Consider the following 19,323-nt stretch of genomic DNA (forward strand, 5'->3'; position numbering starts at 1 on the left):
AAACAGTCGAAGATCCGAGTAGGGTCATTGGAGTCGCGTGCGAGCGACAGCGGCCGTCGCGGGAAAAGCGCACAATGGCGGTCGCAGGTCCTGGGGCCTGTGCGCCCGGTATCGCCGCTGCGCACAGGCCCCAGGCCTTTGTCCATGGCGCCGCCCGTTGGCGCCGTCTCGCGATCAATTTCCATGTCTTCCCTGTCTCCCGTTTCGCGCAACGCGGTCATCGACTGCACCAAAGGCCTGGCTTGCGCCCTCATCATCTGGCACCACCTGGCGTTCTACGGCCCCATGGCGGACGTGGTGCAGCCGCTGCTGCCGGGCCTGATCGAATGGCTCTATGAGGATGCACGCATGGCCGTGCAGCTGTTCCTGGTGCTGGCTGGCTATCTCGCTGCGGCCAGCCTTGCGCCCGATGGCCTGGCGCGCCACAGCCAGCCTTGGGTGCAGATCGTGCGGCGCTTCGTGCGCCTGGTCGTGCCGCTGGCCGTGGCGCTGGTGCTGGCGGTGCTGGTCACGGCGCTGGTGCGCCCCTGGTTCGACCATGCCTCGCTCTCGGCCGCGCCGACCCTGTTCCAGCTGCTGGCCCATGCGCTGCTGCTGCAGGGCATCGTCGGCGAGGAGTCGCTGTCGGCAGGCGTCTGGTACGTCTCCATCGACTTCCAGCTGTTTGCGCTCACGGCGCTGCTGTTCGCCGTGGTGCGCTGGTTCGATGCCGCACCTGGCACTGCGCCGCGCGCCCGGCCCACCCCCGGCCAGATCGCCGTCGTGCTGCTGGCCGCCGCTTCGCTCTGGGGCTTCAACCGCGATGCCGATTTCGACAACTGGGCGGTCTATTTCTTTGGCGCCTATGGCCTGGGAATGATGGCTTTCTGGGCGGTGCGATCGCCCCGGCCCTGGGCCTGGAGCGCGCTGATGGCGGCGCTGCTGGGCGTCGCGCTGTGGCTGGAGTGGCGCACCCGCATCGCGCTGGCCGGCGCCGCGGCGCTGGCGCTGATCGCCGCCATGCGCAGCCCGCAACTGCAGCGGCTGCAGGGCCCGGTGCGGCTGCAGCAACTGGGCCGGATGTCGTACTCGGTGTTCCTGGTGCACTTTCCAGTGTGCCTGCTGGTCAATGCCGTGGTGACCTGGTTCTGGCCGGAGTCGCTGGCCATCAATCTGTTCGGGCTGTGCGCGGCGTTTGCGCTGTCGCTGGCGGTGGGGCGTTTTCTGTACCTGCGTGTCGAGCGGCACATGCCCGGCTGGCAGGATGTGGTGCGCTGGCAGGCAAGCCTGGTGGGCACGGGGATGCTGATGACTTGGGTGACGGCTTGGGTCTAGCCACGGCTTGGCGCGTCTTGCGGCGCCATCACCGATGCAGCTCCCCGGCGCTTTCCGGCTGATAAAGGATTCCCGTCACGCGCACCGTCATGGTCTTGCCCCCCGGTCCGGGCCAGGCCAGTTCATCGCCCACCGACAACCCCAGCAAAGCACTGCCCACGGGTGCCAGGATCGACACGCGGTCGGCGCGGCCGTCGATGTCGCGTGGATAAACCAGCGTCAGCTGGAATTCCTGGCGGGTTTCCAGCAGTTCGAACTGTACCGTGGAGTTCATCGTCACCACATCGGGTGGCACCTGCGCCGGCTCGACCACATCCGCGCGGTCCAGCTCGGCCTCGAGATCGGCCTTGCCCGCAAATGCGGGAGTGGCCGCCAGCAGGGCTTCGATGCGATCGAGATCGAGGGAGGAGAGAATGATCTGCGGCTTGCGCGACATGGGGGACCTTGTGGAGATGAACGCTCCACTGTAGGGGAACGCAGGTATCGCACTGTTTTGGTGCGATACCCCCGGCGTACTCAGGCGTTCAATTGCTGCGCATGGTGGCGCAGATGGTCATCGATGAAGGTCTGGATGAAGTAGTAGCCATGGTCATACCCCGAGTGGCGGCGCAGCGTCAATGGCTGGCCGACCTGGCCACAGGCGGCTTCGAAGGCTTCGGGCAGCAGCTGCTTTTCCATCAGGAACTTGTCGGCCAGGCCCTGGTCGACGAGGATGCCGCCGGGGTAGGGCGCGGCGGTCTGCGCGGCCATCAGCAAAGTTGCGTCGTGTGCCGCCCAGGTGGACTGGTCCTCGCCCAGATAGCCGGTGAATGCCTTGCGTCCCCAGGCGCATTCGGTGGGATTGGCGATGGGCGCAAAGGCCGACAGGCTCTTGAAGCGCCCCGGGTGGCGCAGCGCCAGCGTCAGCGCGCCATGCCCGCCCATGGAGTGGCCGAAGATGCCGATACGCTCGCTGTCGATGGGCAGCTTGCGGCCCACGAGTGGCAGCAGCTCCTCCATCAGATAGCTCTCCATGCGCCAGTGCAGGCCCCAGGGCCGCGTGGTGGCATCCAGGTAGAAACCGGCGCCCACGCCGAAGTCCCAGCTGTCCGATTCCCCGGGCAGATTGGCGCCGCGCGGGCTGGTGTCGGGAGCGATCAGCGCCATGCCCAGCTCGGCCGCCAGGCGCTGGGCGCCGGCCTTGGTCATGAAGGTCTCTTCGGTACAGGTCAGCCCCGCCAGATAGACCAGCGCCGGTACCTTCTCCCCGGCCACCGCCTTGGGCGGCAGATAGACCGAGAATTTCATCGGCAGGCCGATCTCGTTCGAGGCGTGGCGGTAAAAACGCTGGGCGCCGCCAAAGGCGGCATGGGCGCTGAGCAATTCCAGGGCGTCGGACATGCGGGAGTTTCTCCGGAAAAAAGATGTCCGTGCAGTGTGCCAGCACGGGTGGCGGGATGACGCAAAAAAGCCCGCAGGGCCGAAGCATCTGCGGGCTTTTCCGGCAGCGGCCGAAGCCGCGTGCGCTCAACGCTGGCCGATGGGCTTGACGCTGCGCTCGACCGAGCCGGTGAACAGCTGGCGGGGACGGCCGATCTTGTACTCGGGGTCACCCATCTGCTCGTTCAGCTGGGCGATCCAGCCGACGGTGCGGGCCAGGGCGAAGATGCCGGTGAAGATGTTCACGGGAATGCCCATCGCGCGCTGCACGATGCCGGAGTAGAAGTCGACGTTCGGGTAGAGCTTGCGCTGCACGAAGTAGTCGTCTTCCAGGGCGATCTTCTCGACGGCCTTGGCCAGGGCGAACAGCGGGTCGTTTTCCAGGCCCAGCTCGGCCAGCACTTCATTGCAGGTTTCCTGCATCAGCGTGGCGCGCGGGTCGTAGTTCTTGTAGACGCGGTGGCCGAAGCCCATGAGCTTCACGCCCGAGGACTTGTCCTTGACCTGTTCCATGAACTCGCCGACCTTGGCGACGCCGCCGTTGGCCTGGATCTGTTCCAGCATGTTCAGGCAGGCTTCGTTGGCGCCGCCGTGGGCGGGGCCCCAGAGGCAGGCCACGCCGGCCGAGATCGCGGCAAACGGGTTCGTGCCCGACGAGCCGCACAGGCGCACGGTGGAGGTCGAGGCGTTCTGCTCGTGGTCTGCGTGCAGGATGAAGATGCGGTCCAGTGCGCGCTCGAGCACGGGGTTGACCTTGTACTCCTCGCAGGGGTTGCCGAACATCATGCGCAGGAAGTTGCCGGCGTACGACAGGTCGTTCTTCGGGTACATGTAGGGCTGGCCCACGCCGTACTTGTATGCCATGGACACCAGGGTCGGCATCTTGGCGATCAGACGGATGGCGGCAATCTCGCGGTGCTCGGGATTGTTGATGTCCGTGCTGTCATGGTAGAAGGCCGACATGCCGCCGACCAGGCCCGTCAGGACGGCCATCGGGTGGGCATCGCGGCGGAAGCCGCGCAGGAAGAACTGCATCTGCTCGTTGACCATGGTGTGCTTGGTCACGCGCTCGACGAAGTCCGCCTTCTCGCTCTCGTTGGGCAGCTCTCCGTACAGCAGCAGGTAGCAGGTTTCCAGGTAGTCGCAGTTCTTGGCGAGTTGCTCGATGGGGTAGCCGCGGTACAGCAGCTGGCCCTTGTCGCCATCGATGTAGGTGATGGCCGACTGGCAGGCCGCTGTCGAGAGGAAGCCGGGGTCATACGTGAACATGCCGGTCTGGCCGTACAACTTGCGGATATCGATCACGTCAGGGCCAATACTGCCCTGGTACACGGGCAATTCAACGCTGGGGCTGCCATTGGTGAACGACAGCGTTGCTTTGTTATCGGCGAGTTTCATTTCCAACTTCCTTCTCTAGTTTGCCTAGCCTACATGTGAAAGTGATCCGGGCTGGCGCTTGCGCACCAGCTCCAGCACTTCTTTGATTTCTTCTTTGTCGAGTGCGCCTTCCGGTTCCTTGCGTGCAAGGAACAGGTCCAGAAGGTCGTTGTCTGCCAAATCCATCAGGGCAGACAGGCCAGCCGCGTGTCTCCGCGTCAGCTGGTCTCCGTAGGTGGCGAAGAACTGCCCGATGAAGATGTCGTTTTCAACCAGACCGCGGCGGCTGCGCCACTGAAGCAGGTTGCGTTCGCGTTCGTCGAGCAGGGTGTTCTCCATATGCATCAGATGGCGCGGCGGACCATCAATTCCTTGATCTTGCCAATCGCCTTCGTCGGGTTCAGGTTCTTCGGGCAGACGTCGATGCAGTTCATGATGGTGTGGCAGCGGAACAGGCGGTACGGGTCCTCGAGGTTGTCGAGGCGCGCGCCCGTGGCTTCGTCGCGGCTGTCGGCGATGAAGCGGTAGGCCTGCAGCAGGCCGGCGGGGCCGACGAACTTGTCCGGGTTCCACCAGAACGAGGGGCAGCTGGTCGAGCAGCTGGCGCACAGGATGCACTCGTACAGGCCGTTGAGCTCTTCGCGCTCCTCGGGCGACTGCAGGCGCTCCTTCTCGGGCGTGATGGTCTCGGTGATCAGGTACGGCTTGATCGAGTGGTACTGCTTGAAGAACAGCGTCATGTCCACGATCAGGTCGCGAACCACCGGCAGGCCGGGCAGCGGCTTGAGCACGATGGTGCCCGGCAGCGTGTTCATGTTGGTCAGGCAGGCCAGGCCGTTCTTGCCGTTGATGTTCATCGCGTCCGAGCCGCACACGCCTTCGCGGCACGAGCGGCGGAACGAGATCGAGGGATCCTGCTCCTTGAGCTTGACCAGGGCATCCAGCAGCATGCGCTCATGGCCGTCGAGTTCGACTTCCACGGTCTGCATGTAGGGCTTGGTGTCCTTGTCCGGGTCGTAGCGGTAGATTTGGAATTTGCGCTTCATGGGTATTTCTCGTCAGTCTGCGGGGCGATCAGAACGTGCGGACCTTGGGAGGCACGCTGTCCACCGTCAGGGGCTTGAGGTTCACGGGCTTGTAGCTGAGCTGGTTGCCGGCGCTGTGCCACAGCGTGTGCTTGAGCCATTCCTTGTCGTTGCGGCCGAGCGGGAACTCGGGGTGGTCGGCAGGGTGCTCGTAGTCGTACACGGTGTGGGCACCGCGGCACTCGGTGCGAGCGGCGGCCGAGGTCATCGTGGCCTGGGCGACTTCGATCAGGTTGTCGACTTCCAGCGCTTCCATGCGCGCCGTGTTCCAGACCATGGACTTGTCCTTGAGGGTCACGCCGGCGACGGTGTCGCGGATGGCATTGATCTTCACGACGCCTTCGTCCATGCTCTTCTGCGTGCGGAACACGCCGGCATGCTGCTGCATGGTCGAGCGGATGTTGTTGGCCACGTCCTGGGCGTAGGTGCCCTCGGTGGAGTCCTGCAGCTGGTTCAGGCGTGCCAGGGTGCGGTCGCAGCCGTCGGCGGGCACGGGCTGGTGTTCGCCGCTGGTGCGCACGAAGTCGACGATGTGGCGGCCGGCGGACTTGCCGAAGACCAGCAGGTCCAGCAGCGAGTTCGTGCCCAGGCGGTTGGCGCCGTGCACCGACACGCACGAGCATTCGCCCACGGCGTACAAGCCGTTGACGATCTGGTTCGAGACGCCGTCATGCACTACGACCTGGCCGTTGATGTTGGTGGGAATGCCGCCCATCTGGTAGTGGATGGTCGGCACCACGGGAATGTCTTCCTTGGTGATGTCGACGTTGGCGAAGTTCACGCCGATCTCGTACACCGAGGGCAGGCGCTTGTGGATGGTGTCGGCGCCGAGGTGGCTCAGCTTGAGCATGACGTAGTCCTTGTTCGGACCACAGCCACGGCCTTCCTTGATTTCCTGGTCCATCGAGCGCGACACGAAGTCGCGCGGCGCCAGGTCCTTGAGCGTGGGCGCGTAGCGCTCCATGAAGCGCTCGCCTTCGCTGTTGAGCAGGATGGCGCCTTCGCCGCGGCAGCCTTCGGTCAGCAGCACGCCCGCGCCGGCCACGCCGGTGGGGTGGAACTGCCAGAATTCCATGTCCTGCAGCGGGATGCCGGCGCGCGCCGCCATGCCCAGGCCGTCGCCGGTGTTGATGAAGGCGTTGGTCGAAGCCGCGAAGATGCGGCCCGCGCCGCCGGTCGCCAGCAGCACGGCCTTGGCCTGCAGCTCGTACAGCTCACCGGTTTCCAGCTCCAGCGCCGTGACGCCGACCACATCGCCGGCTTCGTTGCGGATCAGGTCCAGCGCCATCCACTCGACGAAGAAATTGGTCTTGGCCTTGACGTTCTGCTGGTACAGCGTGTGCAGCATGGCGTGGCCGGTGCGGTCGGCCGCGGCGCAGGCGCGCTGCACGGGCTTTTCGCCGTAGTTCGCGGTGTGGCCGCCGAACGGGCGCTGGTAGATCGTGCCGTCGGGGTTGCGGTCGAACGGCATGCCGAAGTGCTCGAGCTCGTACACGACCTTCGGCGCTTCACGGCACATGAATTCGATCGCATCCTGGTCGCCGAGCCAGTCGGAGCCCTTGATGGTGTCGTAGAAGTGATAGTGCCAGTTGTCTTCGGACATGTTGCCCAGCGAGGCCGACACGCCGCCCTGCGCGGCCACGGTGTGCGAGCGCGTGGGGAAGACCTTGGATAGCGAGGCCACATTCAGGCCGGCGCGCGACAGTTCCAGCGCGGCGCGCATGCCCGAGCCGCCAGCGCCGACGATGACGACGTCAAACTTGCGCTTGGTGATTTTTGCTTTGGTATAGCTCATTCTTAACCTTCAATCGTGGAGACCGTTTGCCCGCTCAGATGCGCCACAGCACCTGGAAACCCCAGGCGGTGCAGGCGAACAGCCAGGCCAGCGTCAGGACCTGCAGCGTCAGGCGCAGGGACACCGGGCGGGCATAGTCCATCCAGACATTGCGCATGCCGACCCAGACGTGCCAGGCCAGCGAGATCAGCGTGGCAAAAGTGAGGGCCTTCATCCACTGGGCGGCGAAGATGCCGGCCCACAGGTCGTAGCCGATCTCGCCGCGCGAGAAGATCACCTGCGCCAGCAGCGCGATGGTGAAGATGGTCATGACGACTGCGGTGGCGCGCTGGGCGAGCCAGTCGCGCAGGCCGTAGTGGGCACCGACGACGGTGCGCTTGGAGCCGTAGTTCACGGACATGGGAATTCCTTCTTGTTCAGGGGGCGGGGGCGGCTCAGTACACGCCGAACAGCTTGGCGCCCAGCACCACCGTGAGGGCGATGCTCAGGACCAGCACGGTGACGGCGGACTTGCGGCCGAAGCCCTTGTTCACTGCCGTGTGGCTCACATCCATCCACAGGTGGCGCAGGCCGGCGATGAAGTGATGCAGATAGGACCAGATCAGTGCCAGCGCCATCAGCTTGAAGAACCAGCCATAGTCTCCGCGGAACACCGCCGTAAAGGCGTCGAAGGAGATTTCCGAGCTGATCGAACGGTCGAGCATCCACACGATGAACGGCAGCAGCACGAACATGATGATGCCGCTGATGCGGTGCAGGATGGACACTATCGCAGCCGGCGGCATGCGGTAGGTTCGAACGTCCCTGACCAGGTGGATGTTGCGGAACTCAGGCCGCTTTTTGGCTAACTCTGTCATGTGATGCGCTTTCGTGGGTGGTAACTGCTTCGTAATCGGGCAATGCGATCGCCGCAAAATTCTATTGCAATGCAGCAGCGAAGGCCTGCTGCTGCTGCGTATTTCTCCAATTGCGTTGGTTTGCTGCCGCTTCGCTCATGAATCTGCAATCAATTCAGTGCGTTGCGGTAATGGTGGGTGTCGGTGCGGTAGAGGCCGCGCCGTAACTCCATCGGAACATCGTTGTAAGTGTAGGCGACCCGCTCCACGCTGAGCAATGGTGTGGAAGTACTTACCTGAAGCAATTCGGCCTGTTCGGCATCGGGTAGCACGGCGCGGATCTTCTCCTCGGCGCGCACCATGCGCACGCCGTATTCCAGCTCGAACATCGCGTAGGTCGGGCCCTGGTAGGCGCCGATCTGCTCGGCGGTGAGGCCCTTGAAGGCCTGGCCAGGCAGCCAGATGTCCTCGAGGATGGTCGGGGTGCCGACGAAGGCCAGCACGCGGCGCACCTGCATCGCGGCGTCGCCGCTGCGCAGCTGCAGCAGCCGCGCGATCTCGGCGGGCGCGCGCACGCGCTTGCAGTCGATGATGTGGCGCTGGGCGCGGCCTTCCTCCTGCACGTCGCCGGCGTCGGGGTGCAGCTTGAGGAAACGGTACTGCACCTGCTGGGCCGCATGCGTGGCCACGAAGGTGCCCTTGCCCTGGCGGCGCATCACCAGGTTCTCGGCGGCCAGCTCGTCGATGGCCTTGCGCACCGTGCCCTGGCTCACGCGAAAGCGCGCCGCCAGCTCCATCTCGCTGGGTATCAGCTCGCCAGGGCGCCATTCGCCGGCTTCGAGGCTTTGCAGGATCAGCCCCTTGATCTGCTGGTAGAGGGGGCTGAATGCCGGGCCCGGCGCAGGAGCGGCCGCAGGCGTTTCAGGGGTGGAGGGCAGGGAAGAGGACATCGTATTGTGGAATGGTGAGCGCCCGGCGCGGCGTCGAAGGCGCACATTGCACAGCAGCTCTATCATATCTTATATAAGACATAAGACAAATTGACCAGGGGGCAAAATCACGAGTACACTTGCAGGCTGTTTGCGGGGGCACAGGCTTGGCTGGACAACAGATGCTGGTGCAAGAATGCGCCCACCATTTTTTGCTGTTTCTGGAGTCATCACTATGAGCAAAGCACCTGTTCGCGTCGCCGTCACTGGCGCTGCTGGTCAAATCGGTTATGCGCTGCTGTTCCGCATCGCTTCGGGCGAAATGCTGGGCAAGGATCAACCCGTCATTCTGCAACTCCTGGAAATCCCTGACGAGAAGGCCCAGAACGCGCTCAAGGGCGTGATCATGGAACTGGAAGACTGCGCCTTCCCGCTGCTGGCCGGCATCGAAGCCCATTCCGACCCCATGCAGGCCTTCAAGGACACCGACTACGCCCTGCTGGTCGGCGCCCGTCCCCGCGGCCCCGGCATGGAGCGTGCCGACCTGCTGGCCGCCAATGCCCAGATCTTCACCGCCCAGGGCAAGGCCCTGAACGCCGTGGCCTCGCGCGACGTCAAGGTGCTGGTCGTCGGCAACCCCGCGAACACCAATGCCTACATCGCCATGAAGTCGGCCCCCGATCTGCCGGCCAAGAACTTCACCGCCATGCTGCGCCTGGACCACAACCGCGCGGCCTCGCAGCTCGCGGCCAAGGCCGGCTTCAAGGTCGGCGACATCCGCAAGCTCACCGTGTGGGGCAACCACTCGCCGACGATGTACGCCGACTACCGCTTCGCCACCGTCGATGGCAAGTCGGTCAAGGACATGATCAACGACCAGGAATGGAACGCCAACACCTTCCTGCCCACCGTCGGCAAGCGCGGCGCGGCGATCATCAACGCCCGCGGCCTGTCGTCGGCCGCCTCGGCCGCCAACGCCGCCATCGACCACATGCGCGACTGGGCCCTGGGCTCCAATGGCGAATGGGTCACGATGGGCGTGCCCTCGAACGGTGAATACGGCATTCCCGCCGGCGTGGTCTTCGGTTTCCCCGTGACCACCCAGAACGGCGAGTACAAGATCGTCGAAGGCCTGGAGATCGACGCCTTCTCGCAGGAAGCCATCAACAAGACGCTGGCCGAGCTCCAGGGCGAGCAAGACGGCGTCAAGCACCTGCTGTAAAGAAAGCCGCGCAGCCCATGGCCGACTGGAACCCCGCGCTGTACCTGCGTTTCGCGCAGGAACGCACACGTCCGGCCAGCGAGCTGCTGGCGCGCGTCGCGCATCCCGGTCCCGCCCAGGTGGTGGACCTGGGCTGCGGCCCGGGCAATTCCACCGAGCTGCTGCGCGATCGCTTTCCCCAGGCGCAGATCCTGGGAGTGGACAATTCGGCCGCCATGCTCGAGGAGGCGCGCGAGCGCCTTGGCCAGCAGCTGGACTTCGTCCAGGCCGACATCGCCGACTGGGCGCCCGCGCAGGCGCCCGACTTGATTTACGCGAATGCCGCGCTCCAGTGGGTGGGCGCGCATGAGCAGCTGATTCCGCGCCTGTTCGCGGCGCTGGCTCCGGGCGGCGTGCTGGCCGTCCAGATGCCGGACAATCAGCACGAGCCCTCGCACCGCCTGATGCGGGAGGTAGCAGCTCTCCCTCAGTTTGCGCCGCATATCGACGCCAAGGTGGCGGCGGGCCGCGACATTCTGGGCATCCATGATTATTTCGACCTGCTGGCGAAGGATGCCTTGCAAGTCGATGTCTGGCACACCATCTATCAGCATCCGATGGCCGATGCACAAGCCATCGTGCAGTGGTTGCGCAGCACGGGCCTGAAGCCCTTCGTCGATCCGCTGCCCGAGGCGCTGCAGGCGGCCTTTCTCGAGGAATACACGCGCCGCGTGGGCGAGGCCTATGGCGCGCGTGCCGACGGCCGGCGCCTGCTGGCCTTTCCGCGCCTGTTCATCGTTGCCCAACGCGCCCCATGAGCTCCTTGCCCGCTTCCGCCCATCCCGCCACCGTGCTGCTCGATGCACAGGCAAGCAGCCTGCGCCTGCCGGTCTGCGACCATTACAGCGGCGTCGAGCTGCGCATGCGCAAGAGCCTGCAGCTGCAGGCCGAGATGACCGAGGAGTTCGGCACCTGCGTGTTCGACGTCACGCTGGACTGCGAGGACGGCGCGCCCGTGGGCGATGAAGCCGCGCATGCACGCCTGGTCGCCAGCCTGGCGCGCGAAGCCGCGCCCGCAGCCCGCGTCGCGGCGCGCGTGCATGCGGTGGACCATCCCGCATTTGCCCAGGACATGGCGACCATCGTCGGCGAGGCCGGCGACCGCCTGGCCTATGTCATGGTGCCCAAGGTCGAGACCATCGATGACGTGCTGCGGGCCGAGAAGGCCGTCGAGCGCGCATCGGGCGGCCAGTTGCCGCTGCATGTGCTGATCGAGTCGCCGGCCGCGGTCCATCGCGCCTTCGAGATCGCCGCCCATCCGCGCGTGCAGAGCATCTCCTTCGGCCTGATGGACTTCGTCTCGGCCCATGGCGGCGCGATTCCCGCCTCGGCCATGGGCGCGCAGGGCCAGTTCGAGCACCCGCTGGTGGTGCGCGCCAAGCTGGAGATCGCCGCCGCCTGCCATGCGCATGGCAAGGTGCCCTCGCACTGCGTGGTCACGGAATTCAAAGACCCCGAGCGCATGCAGGCAGCTGCTTCGCGCGCCGCGCGCGAATTCGGCTATACACGCATGTGGAGCATCCACCCGGGCCAAATCCGATCCATTTTGGCGGCCTTTGCGCCCGCGCAGCCGGAAATCGACGAGGCTGCGCAGATACTGCTGTCTGCCGCTGCCGTGCACTGGGCTCCGATCAGTGCCGGCGGCGTGCTCCATGACCGCGCGAGCTACCGCTATTACTGGCAATTGCTGGAGCGCGCGCACCAGACGGGGCGCAGCCTGCCTGCCGGCGTGCAGCCGTGGTTTGCCGCGTCCTCTTCCTCTTGATCCTTTTATGCTCGCTGGAGCTCACATGAAATCCTTCATCGCCTCCTTCCTGCTGCTGGCTCCCGTGCTGGCCCTGGCCGCAGGCACGGCCCCGACCTCCAAGGCCGCGGCCAAGCCCGCCGCAACCGCCAAGAAGGCTGCCGCGAAGCCCGCTGCCAAGGCCGCGACCAAGAAGCCGGCCCAGGCCAAGGGCAAGTCCAAGGCCCCCGTCGCGGCCGCCGCCGCCGCAGGTGCCGCAGGTGCCGCGGGCGCCGCCACGGTGGCGCTGGCGCTCACCCCCGACGAGCTGGCCATCGCCGAGCGCGTGCACACCGGGCGCATCGCCTGCGAGCTGGGCGCCCATGTCAACGTGACGCCCAACCAGCAGCACCCCGGCCACTTCCTGGTCGATGGCAAGGGTTTCAGATATGAGATGGTGCCGGTGGCCACCACCACCGGCACGGTGCGTCTGGAAGACAAGGCCGCGGGTGCGGTCTGGCTGCAGATCGCCAACAAGTCCATGCTCATGAACCAGAAGCTGGGCCAGCGCCTGGCCGATGAATGCATGAGCCCCGAACAGTTCCAGGTGGCGGAAGCCATCAAGAAGAACCCACCCCCCAGCGTGCTCGACGCGGCACCCGTCAGCAAGTAAGCCGGCCCGGGCCGAGGCGCACGCCGCCCCCACGTTAGAAAACCAATGGAGAGATAACCATGTTGAAAGCCTATCGCGATCATGTGGCCGAGCGCGCCGCGCTTGGCATTCCACCCCTGCCGCTGGATGCGGCGCAGGTCGCGGAGCTGATCGAGCTGATCAAGAACCCGCCGGCCGGCGAAGACGCCTTCCTGCTGGACCTGCTGACGCACCGCGTGCCGCCGGGCGTGGACGACGCCGCCAAGGTCAAGGCCTCGTTCCTCGCCGCCGTGGCGCATGGCGACATCGAAGTGGGCATGATCTCCAAGTCCCTGGCCACCGAACTGCTGGGCACGATGGTCGGCGGCTACAACGTCCATCCGCTGATCGAGCTGCTGGACGACGCCGAAGTGGCGGGCGTCGCGGCCGAGGCGCTGAAGAAGACGCTGCTGATGTTCGATTACTTCAACGACGTCGAAGCCAAGGCCAAGGCCGGCAATGCCAAGGCGCAGGAAGTGATGCGCAGCTGGGCCGACGCCGAGTGGTTCACCAGCCGCCCCGAAGTGGCGCAGAAGATCACCGTCACGGTGTTCAAGGTGCCCGGCGAGACCAATACCGACGACCTGTCGCCCGCGCCCGACGCCTGGAGCCGCCCCGACATTCCGCTGCACTACCTCGCCATGCTGAAGAACACGCGTCCCGACGCGGCGTTCAAGCCCGAGGAAGACGGCAAGCGCGGCCCGATGCAGTTCATCGAGGACCTCAAGGCCAAGGGCCATACCGTGGCCTACGTCGGCGACGTGGTCGGCACCGGCTCCTCGCGCAAGTCGGCCACCAACTCGGTGATCTGGGCCACGGGCCAGGACATCCCGTTCGTGCCGAACAAGCGCTTCGGCGGCGTGACGCTGGGCGGCAAGATCGCCCCCATCTTCTTCAACACCCAGGAAGACTCGGGCTCGCTGCCCATCGAGGTCGACGTTTCCGCACTGGAAATGGGCGACGTGATCGACATCTTCCCCTACGCCGGCAAGATCGAGCGCGACGGCCAGACCCTGGTCAACTTCGAACTCAAGAGCGACGTGCTGCTGGACGAAGTGCGCGCCGGCGGCCGCATCAACCTGATCATCGGCCGCTCGCTCACCGCCAAGGCGCGTGAATCGCTGGGCCTGCCGGCCTCCACCGCCTTCCGCCTGCCGCAGGCACCCGCGTCGACGCAAGCCGGCTTCACGCTGGCGCAGAAGATGGTCGGCCGCGCCGTCGGCCTGCCCGAAGGCCAGGGCGTGCGCCCCGGTACCTACTGCGAGCCGCGCATGACCACCGTGGGTTCGCAAGACACCACCGGCCCGATGACGCGCGACGAGCTCAAGGACCTGGCCTGCCTGGGCTTCTCGGCCGACATGGTCATGCAGTCGTTCTGCCACACCGCGGCCTATCCCAAGCCCGTGGACGTGAAGACGCACCGCGAACTGCCGGCCTTCATCAGCAACCGCGGCGGCGTGGCCCTGCGTCCCGGCGACGGCGTGATCCACAGCTGGCTCAACCGCCTGCTGCTGCCCGACACCGTCGGCACCGGCGGCGATTCGCACACGCGCTTCCCCATCGGCATTTCCTTCCCCGCGGGTTCCGGCCTGGTGGCCTTCGGCGCCGCCACGGGCGTCATGCCCCTGGACATGCCCGAATCGGTGCTGGTGCGCTTCAAGGGCGAGATGCAGCCCGGCGTGACGCTGCGCGACCTGGTGCATGCGATTCCGCTGTACGCCATCAAGGCGGGCCTGCTGACGGTGGCCAAGGCCGGCAAGAAGAACATCTTCTCGGGCCGCATCCTGGAAATCGAAGGCCTGCCCAACCTCAAGGTCGAACAGGCTTTCGAACTCTCCGACGCGTCCGCCGAACGCTCGGCCGCGGGTTGCACCATCAAGCTCAACCCCGAGCCGGTCAAGGAATACCTGTGCAGCAACGTGGTTCTGATGAAGAACATGATTGCCGGCGGCTACGAGGACAAGCGCACGCTGCAGCGCCGCATCGAGAAGGTGGAAGCCTGGCTTGCCAACCCCAGCCTGCTCGAAGCCGACAAGGACGCCGAATACGCGGCCGTGATCGAGATCGACCTGGCCGAGATCCAGGAGCCCATCGTCTGCTGCCCCAACGACCCCGATGACGCCAAGTTCCTGTCCGAAGTGGCCGGCACCAAGATCGATGAATCCTTCATCGGTTCGTGCATGACCAATATCGGCCACTTCCGCGCAGCCGCCAAGCTGCTGGGTGGCCAGCGCGACATTCCGGTCAAGATGTGGGTCGCGCCCCCGACCAAGATGGACGAGAGTGAGCTGATCAAGGAAGGCCACTACGCCGCGTTCGGCGCCTCCGGCGCGCGTACCGAGATGCCCGGCTGCTCGCTGTGCATGGGCAACCAGGCCCAGGTGCGCGAAGGCGCCACCGTGATCTCGACCTCGACGCGCAACTTCCCCAACCGCCTGGGCAAGAACACCAACGTGTACCTGGGCTCGGCGGAACTGGCGGCGATCGCTTCCAAGATCGGCTATCTGCCGTCGAAGCAGGAATACCTGCTGGCCATGGGCATCATCGATGCCGACAAGGAAAGCGTCTACCGCTACATGAACTTCGACCAGATCGAGGAATATGCGGAAGTCGCCAAGGCCGTTCCGGCTGCGGCTGCTCCGGCCTGCTGATCTTCAGGCATGGAACGAAAAACCCGCTTCGGCGGGTTTTTTTCATGGGAGTTTCCGTTTGCCAGGGGACCGGCCGCCATTGCATATGCGTCCCAGACCCACACCATCTGTCACATGCCGGGCGCAGAATGTCCTGAAAGAAACCAGGAGAGCCCCGATGAAACACGCGTTCGCCAGCACGCTCAAGAACTTCAAGACCGCTTCCGGCGTGGCCGGAAAGTTCTATTCCCTGCCCGCGCTGGCAAAGCAATACCCGGGCGTGCAGCGCCTGCCGGTGTCGCTGCGCATCGTGCTGGAGGCCGTGCTGCGCCACTGCGACGGCAAGAAGGTCACGCCCGAGCATGTGCGCCAGCTTGCCCAGTGGCAGCCGCAGGGCGCGCGCACCGAGGAGATTCCCTTTGTCGTGGCGCGCGTGGTGCTGCAGGACTTCACCGGGGTGCCGCTGCTCGCCGACCTGGCGGCCATGCGCAGCGCGGCCCAGCGGCTGGGCAGGAACCCCGAGGCCATCGAGCCGCTGGTGCCGGTCGATCTGGTAGTCGACCATTCGATCATGGTCGACTACTTCGGCACGAAGAACGCGCTCGACCTGAACATGCAGCTGGAGTTCAAGCGCAACCAGGAGCGCTACCAGTTCCTCAAGTGGGGCATGCAGGCCTTCGACACCTTCGGCGTGGTGCCGCCGGGCTTCGGCATCGTGCACCAGGTCAATCTCGAATACCTGGCGCGCGGCGTGCACCGCGGCGAGGATGGGGTCTGCTACCCCGATACGCTGGTCGGCACCGACAGCCACACGACCATGATCAACGGCATCGGCGTCGTGGGCTGGGGCGTGGGCGGCATCGAGGCCGAAGCGGCGATGCTGGGCCAGCCGGTCTATATCCTGATGCCCGACGTCGTCGGCTTCGAGCTCACGGGCCGGCTGCGCGAGGGCGTCACCGCCACCGACCTGGTGCTGCACATCACCGAGCGCCTGCGCCGCGAGAAGGTGGTGGGCCAGTTCGTCGAGTTCTTCGGCGAGGGCACGCGCAGCCTGGCCGTGCCCGACCGCGCGACCATCGGCAACATGGCGCCCGAATACGGCGCGACCATGGGCTTCTTTCCCGTGGACGACAAGACGCTCGATTACTTCCGCGGCACGGGCCGCAGCGTGCAGGAGATCGAGGCGCTGGAGGCCTATTTCCGCGCGCAGCAGCTGTTCGGCGTGCCGGGCTATGGCGAGATCGATTATTCGCGCGTCGTCAGCCTGGACCTGGACGAGGTCACGCCCAGCCTGGCCGGCCCCAAGCGCCCGCAGGACCGCATCGAGCTGGGCCAGGTGGCCGCGCAGTTCACGCGCCTGTTCAGCGCCCCGGCGGCGGAGAACGGCTTCAGCCAGCCGCCCGAGCTGCTGCAGACGCGCCATCTGGTGCAGGGCTGCCCCACGGACACCGGCTTTCGCCAGTCGCGGCCCACGCCCGAGGGGGCGGAGCGCCAGCTGGAGGAAATGCAGGCCAACAAGCCCGAACCTGCGACCACCCACGCCACGGCGCAGGTGCCCACGCCCGAGACCCACTCGGCCAAGGACGGCGGGGAATTCACCATCGGCCACGGCGACGTGCTGATCGCGGCCATCACCAGCTGCACCAACACCTCGAACCCCAGCGTGATGCTGGCCGCGGGGCTGCTGGCAAAGAAGGCCGTGGAGGCAGGATTGAGCGTGAAGCCGCATATCAAGACCTCGCTGGCGCCGGGCTCGCGGCTGGTCACGCGCTATCTGACGGAGGCCGGATTGCTGCCTTACCTGGAGCAGCTGGGCTTCGCGCTGGCTGGCTATGGCTGCACCACCTGCATCGGCAATGCCGGTGACCTGACGACCGAGATCAACGCCGCCATCCGCCAGAGCGACCTGGTCTGCGCCGCGGTGCTGTCGGGCAACCGCAATTTCGAGGCCCGCATCCACCCGAACCTCAAGGCGAATTTCCTGGCCAGCCCGCCGCTGGTCGTGGCCTATGCGATTGCCGGCACGGTGCTCACGGACCTGACGGCCCAGCCGCTGGGCAAGGGCCGGGACGGCAAGGAGATCTTCCTGCGCGACATCTGGCCCAGTTCCGAGGAGATCCACGCGCAGCTGAACCACGCGATGAACGGCGCGGCCTTCCAGGAAAACTACGGCAAGGTGGCAAGCGAGCCCGGCAAGCTCTGGGAGCGAATCCGCGGCGTGGACGGCGCCACCTATACCTGGCCCGAAAGCACCTATATCGCCGAGCCGCCCTTCTTCGAGGGTTTCAAGCTGGCCATCGAGCAGCCGGTCACCACGGGCCTGCAGCCGCGCAACCCCTACGCGGTGCATGGCGCGCGCATCATCGCGCTGTTCGGCGACTCGATCACCACCGACCACATCTCGCCCGCCGGCTCGATCCACCCCGATTCGCCCGCGGGCCAGTGGCTTTGCGCGCATGGCGTGCAGCAGGCCGACTTCAACAGTTACGGCTCGCGCCGCGGCAACCACGAGGTGATGATGCGCGGCACCTTCGCCAATGTGCGCATCAAGAACCTGATGCTGCCGCCGCTGTCCAACGGCGCGCGCGAGGAGGGCGGGCTCACGCTCTACCGCGACGCGGCCTGCAACGCGCGCAAGATGCCGATCTACGACGCGGCCATGCAGTACCAGGCCGAAGGCCGGGCCAGCGTCATCTTCGCCGGCGAGGAATACGGCACGGGCTCGAGCCGCGACTGGGCCGCCAAGGGCACGCAGCTGCTGGGCATCCGGGCGGTGATCGCGCGCAGCTTCGAGCGCATCCACCGCAACAACCTCGTCGGCATGGGAGTGCTGCCGCTGCAGCTGCGCGGCGACGACAGCTGGATGAGCCTGGGCCTCAAGGGCGATGAATTCATCGAGGTGATCCCCGACCCGCGCCTGACGCCGCAAAGCGATGCCGAGCTGTGCATCACGCGCGCCGATGGCAGCCAGCTGCGCCGCACGCTGACGCTGCGCATCGACACGCCCATCGAGGCCGATTACTACCGGCATGGAGGCATACTGCCCTTCGTGCTGCGGCAGCTGCTTCAGGACTAGGGCCGCCGCACCGGGGGCCGGGCGGCCGCGCTGCTTACTGCAGCGTGATACCCGACTGGCGCACCAGCTTCTCGGTGCGCGGGATCTCGGTCTTGATGAAGGCCTCGAAGTCCGCGACGCTTCCGCCGCGCGCTTCGGCGCCCGTGGCCACCAGGCGCTCGCGGAACTCGGGGGTCGTGAGCAGCTTGTTGATTTCCGTATTCAGCTTGGTCACGACGGGTGCCGGCGTGCCCGGGCTGGCAACGATGCCGTACCACGGAGCGATGTCGAAGCCCGGGTAGCCCTGCTCGGCAATGGTCGGGATGTCGGGTGCCATCGCGGCGCGCGTGGCCGTGGACACGCCCAACGCGCGCAGCTTGCCGGCCTTAACCTGCGGCAGCGCGGTCATGATGGTGTCGAAGTACATCGACACCTGGCCCGCGAGCAGCGCGGGAATGGCCTCGGCCGCACCCTTGTAGGGCACGTGCACCAGATCGATGCCCGCCGCCTGGCGCAGGAATTCACCCGCCATGTGCGAGGTGGTGCCGGCGCCGAAGGAAGCATAGGTCAGCTTGCCCGGGTTGGCCTTGGCGTAGGCCACCATTTCGGGCAGCGTCTTGAAGGGCAGATCCGGGTTGGCCAGCAGCACGTTCGGGGTGATGGCGACCATCGCCACCTTCTCGAAAGCCTCCGGCTCATAGCTCAGATTCTTGTAGAGGAAGCGGTTGGTGACCATCGAGGCCGGACCGCTCATCAGCAGCGTGTAGCCGTCGCCAGGCGCGCGCGCGGCGGCGGTGCTGCCGATCATGGCGGCAGCGCCGGGCTTGTTCTCCACCAGCACGGGCTGGCCCAGCGACTTGCTCAGGCCGGTACCGATCTGGCGGCTGAGCAGGTCGGTGGCAGAGCCTGCCTGGAAGGGCACCACGATGCGGATGGGTTTGGTGGGCCAGGCCGTAGGCGCCTGGGCGGATGCCGAAAACGCAAGCGTGGAGACAAAGGCAGCGACAAGTGGCGTACGAAGCAGTTGGAAGTTCATGGTCGTCATCAAGTTGGTTTGCAGGCATCGGGGCGCCAAAGCCCGCCACGATGAAACGCATGGATATTTAGATATTTGTATCCAATCCAGCAGAGGCTACCAAGCAATAAACGAACCAGGTCTAGGGAAAGCCCGGGTTGCGCAGATCATTGCAGGCGTCGATGGTGCGGCG

General features: G+C 65.9%; 17 protein-coding genes. 7 read left to right on the plus strand and 10 right to left on the minus strand.

From position 1 onward, the window contains the following. The first annotated feature begins 183 nt into the window (after positions 1 to 183). Positions 184 to 1,314 carry an acyltransferase family protein gene (locus M9799_RS13305; protein ID WP_231044955.1) on the plus strand — a complete coding sequence of 377 codons (1,131 nt, stop codon included), beginning with the start codon at positions 184 to 186 and terminating at the stop codon, positions 1,312 to 1,314. 28 nt (positions 1,315 to 1,342) lie between these two features. On the opposite strand, the gene rnk is transcribed toward M9799_RS13305, so the two are convergent. From rnk to M9799_RS13350, 9 genes are all read right to left on the minus strand, one after another. Then, the gene (rnk, locus tag M9799_RS13310) at positions 1,343 to 1,750 is read right to left on the minus strand and encodes a nucleoside diphosphate kinase regulator (RefSeq protein WP_231044956.1); all 408 of its coding nucleotides are present in this window, start codon (positions 1,748 to 1,750) and stop codon (positions 1,343 to 1,345) included. An 80-nt stretch (positions 1,751 to 1,830) separates the two neighbouring features. Next, positions 1,831 to 2,694, minus strand: coding sequence for an S-formylglutathione hydrolase (gene fghA / locus M9799_RS13315; protein WP_304505215.1), 864 nt, complete (start codon positions 2,692 to 2,694; stop codon positions 1,831 to 1,833). Positions 2,695 to 2,820: 126 nt separating this feature from the next. Then, positions 2,821 to 4,131, minus strand: a complete 1,311-nt coding sequence (locus M9799_RS13320; protein WP_231044957.1) for a citrate synthase — start codon at positions 4,129 to 4,131, stop codon at positions 2,821 to 2,823. A gap of 24 nt (positions 4,132 to 4,155) precedes the next feature. Continuing rightward, on the minus strand, positions 4,156 to 4,455 hold the full coding sequence (locus M9799_RS13325) for an FAD assembly factor SdhE (RefSeq protein WP_231044958.1): 300 nt from the start codon (positions 4,453 to 4,455) through the stop codon (positions 4,156 to 4,158). Further along, positions 4,455 to 5,156: a succinate dehydrogenase iron-sulfur subunit gene (locus M9799_RS13330; RefSeq protein WP_231044959.1), complete on the minus strand. Its 702-nt coding sequence runs from the start codon at positions 5,154 to 5,156 to the stop codon at positions 4,455 to 4,457. Before M9799_RS13330 ends, M9799_RS13325 begins: the two co-directional genes overlap by 1 nt. A 28-nt stretch (positions 5,157 to 5,184) precedes the next feature. Then, positions 5,185 to 6,990, minus strand: coding sequence for a succinate dehydrogenase flavoprotein subunit (gene sdhA / locus M9799_RS13335; protein ID WP_231044960.1), 1,806 nt, complete (start codon positions 6,988 to 6,990; stop codon positions 5,185 to 5,187). A 34-nt stretch (positions 6,991 to 7,024) separates the two neighbouring features. Next, positions 7,025 to 7,390 (minus strand): succinate dehydrogenase, hydrophobic membrane anchor protein, encoded by a 366-nt coding sequence (sdhD, locus tag M9799_RS13340; RefSeq protein WP_231044961.1) that lies wholly within the window; start codon positions 7,388 to 7,390, stop codon positions 7,025 to 7,027. Between the two features lie 34 nt (positions 7,391 to 7,424). Then, positions 7,425 to 7,847, minus strand: a complete 423-nt coding sequence (gene sdhC / locus M9799_RS13345) for a succinate dehydrogenase, cytochrome b556 subunit (protein ID WP_231044962.1) — start codon at positions 7,845 to 7,847, stop codon at positions 7,425 to 7,427. A 149-nt stretch (positions 7,848 to 7,996) separates the two neighbouring features. Beyond that, the gene (locus tag M9799_RS13350) at positions 7,997 to 8,776 is read right to left on the minus strand and encodes a GntR family transcriptional regulator (protein WP_231044963.1); all 780 of its coding nucleotides are present in this window, start codon (positions 8,774 to 8,776) and stop codon (positions 7,997 to 7,999) included. Positions 8,777 to 8,990: 214 nt separating this feature from the next. On the opposite strand from M9799_RS13350, the gene M9799_RS13355 reads away from it, so the two are divergent. The 6 genes from M9799_RS13355 (at position 8,991) to M9799_RS13380 (ending at position 18,136) form a co-directional block, all read left to right on the plus strand. Continuing rightward, on the plus strand, positions 8,991 to 9,977 hold the full coding sequence (locus M9799_RS13355; RefSeq protein ID WP_231044964.1) for a malate dehydrogenase: 987 nt from the start codon (positions 8,991 to 8,993) through the stop codon (positions 9,975 to 9,977). Between the two features lie 17 nt (positions 9,978 to 9,994). Next, a complete protein-coding gene (gene tam, locus M9799_RS13360) occupies positions 9,995 to 10,774 on the plus strand; it encodes a trans-aconitate 2-methyltransferase (protein ID WP_231044965.1) in 780 nt (259 codons plus the stop codon). Then, positions 10,771 to 11,781 (plus strand): HpcH/HpaI aldolase/citrate lyase family protein, encoded by a 1,011-nt coding sequence (locus M9799_RS13365; protein ID WP_231044966.1) that lies wholly within the window; start codon positions 10,771 to 10,773, stop codon positions 11,779 to 11,781. Before tam ends, M9799_RS13365 begins: the two co-directional genes overlap by 4 nt. Before the next feature lie 25 nt (positions 11,782 to 11,806). Further along, positions 11,807 to 12,412, plus strand: a complete 606-nt coding sequence (locus M9799_RS13370; RefSeq protein ID WP_231044967.1) for a hypothetical protein — start codon at positions 11,807 to 11,809, stop codon at positions 12,410 to 12,412. 59 nt (positions 12,413 to 12,471) lie between these two features. Beyond that, positions 12,472 to 15,081 (plus strand): bifunctional aconitate hydratase 2/2-methylisocitrate dehydratase, encoded by a 2,610-nt coding sequence (acnB, locus tag M9799_RS13375; protein WP_231044968.1) that lies wholly within the window; start codon positions 12,472 to 12,474, stop codon positions 15,079 to 15,081. A 157-nt stretch (positions 15,082 to 15,238) separates the two neighbouring features. Continuing rightward, positions 15,239 to 18,136 (plus strand): aconitate hydratase, encoded by a 2,898-nt coding sequence (locus tag M9799_RS13380; protein WP_231044969.1) that lies wholly within the window; start codon positions 15,239 to 15,241, stop codon positions 18,134 to 18,136. A 34-nt stretch (positions 18,137 to 18,170) separates the two neighbouring features. Here the strand turns inward: M9799_RS13380 and M9799_RS13385 are convergent, their stop codons facing one another. Further along, on the minus strand, positions 18,171 to 19,151 hold the full coding sequence (locus M9799_RS13385; protein ID WP_231044970.1) for a Bug family tripartite tricarboxylate transporter substrate binding protein: 981 nt from the start codon (positions 19,149 to 19,151) through the stop codon (positions 18,171 to 18,173). Positions 19,152 to 19,323: the final 172 nt, after the last annotated feature.

This window comes from Comamonas endophytica (assembly GCF_023634805.2).
In the GTDB taxonomy this organism is placed as follows: Bacteria; Pseudomonadota; Gammaproteobacteria; order Burkholderiales; family Burkholderiaceae_C; genus Comamonas; species Comamonas endophytica.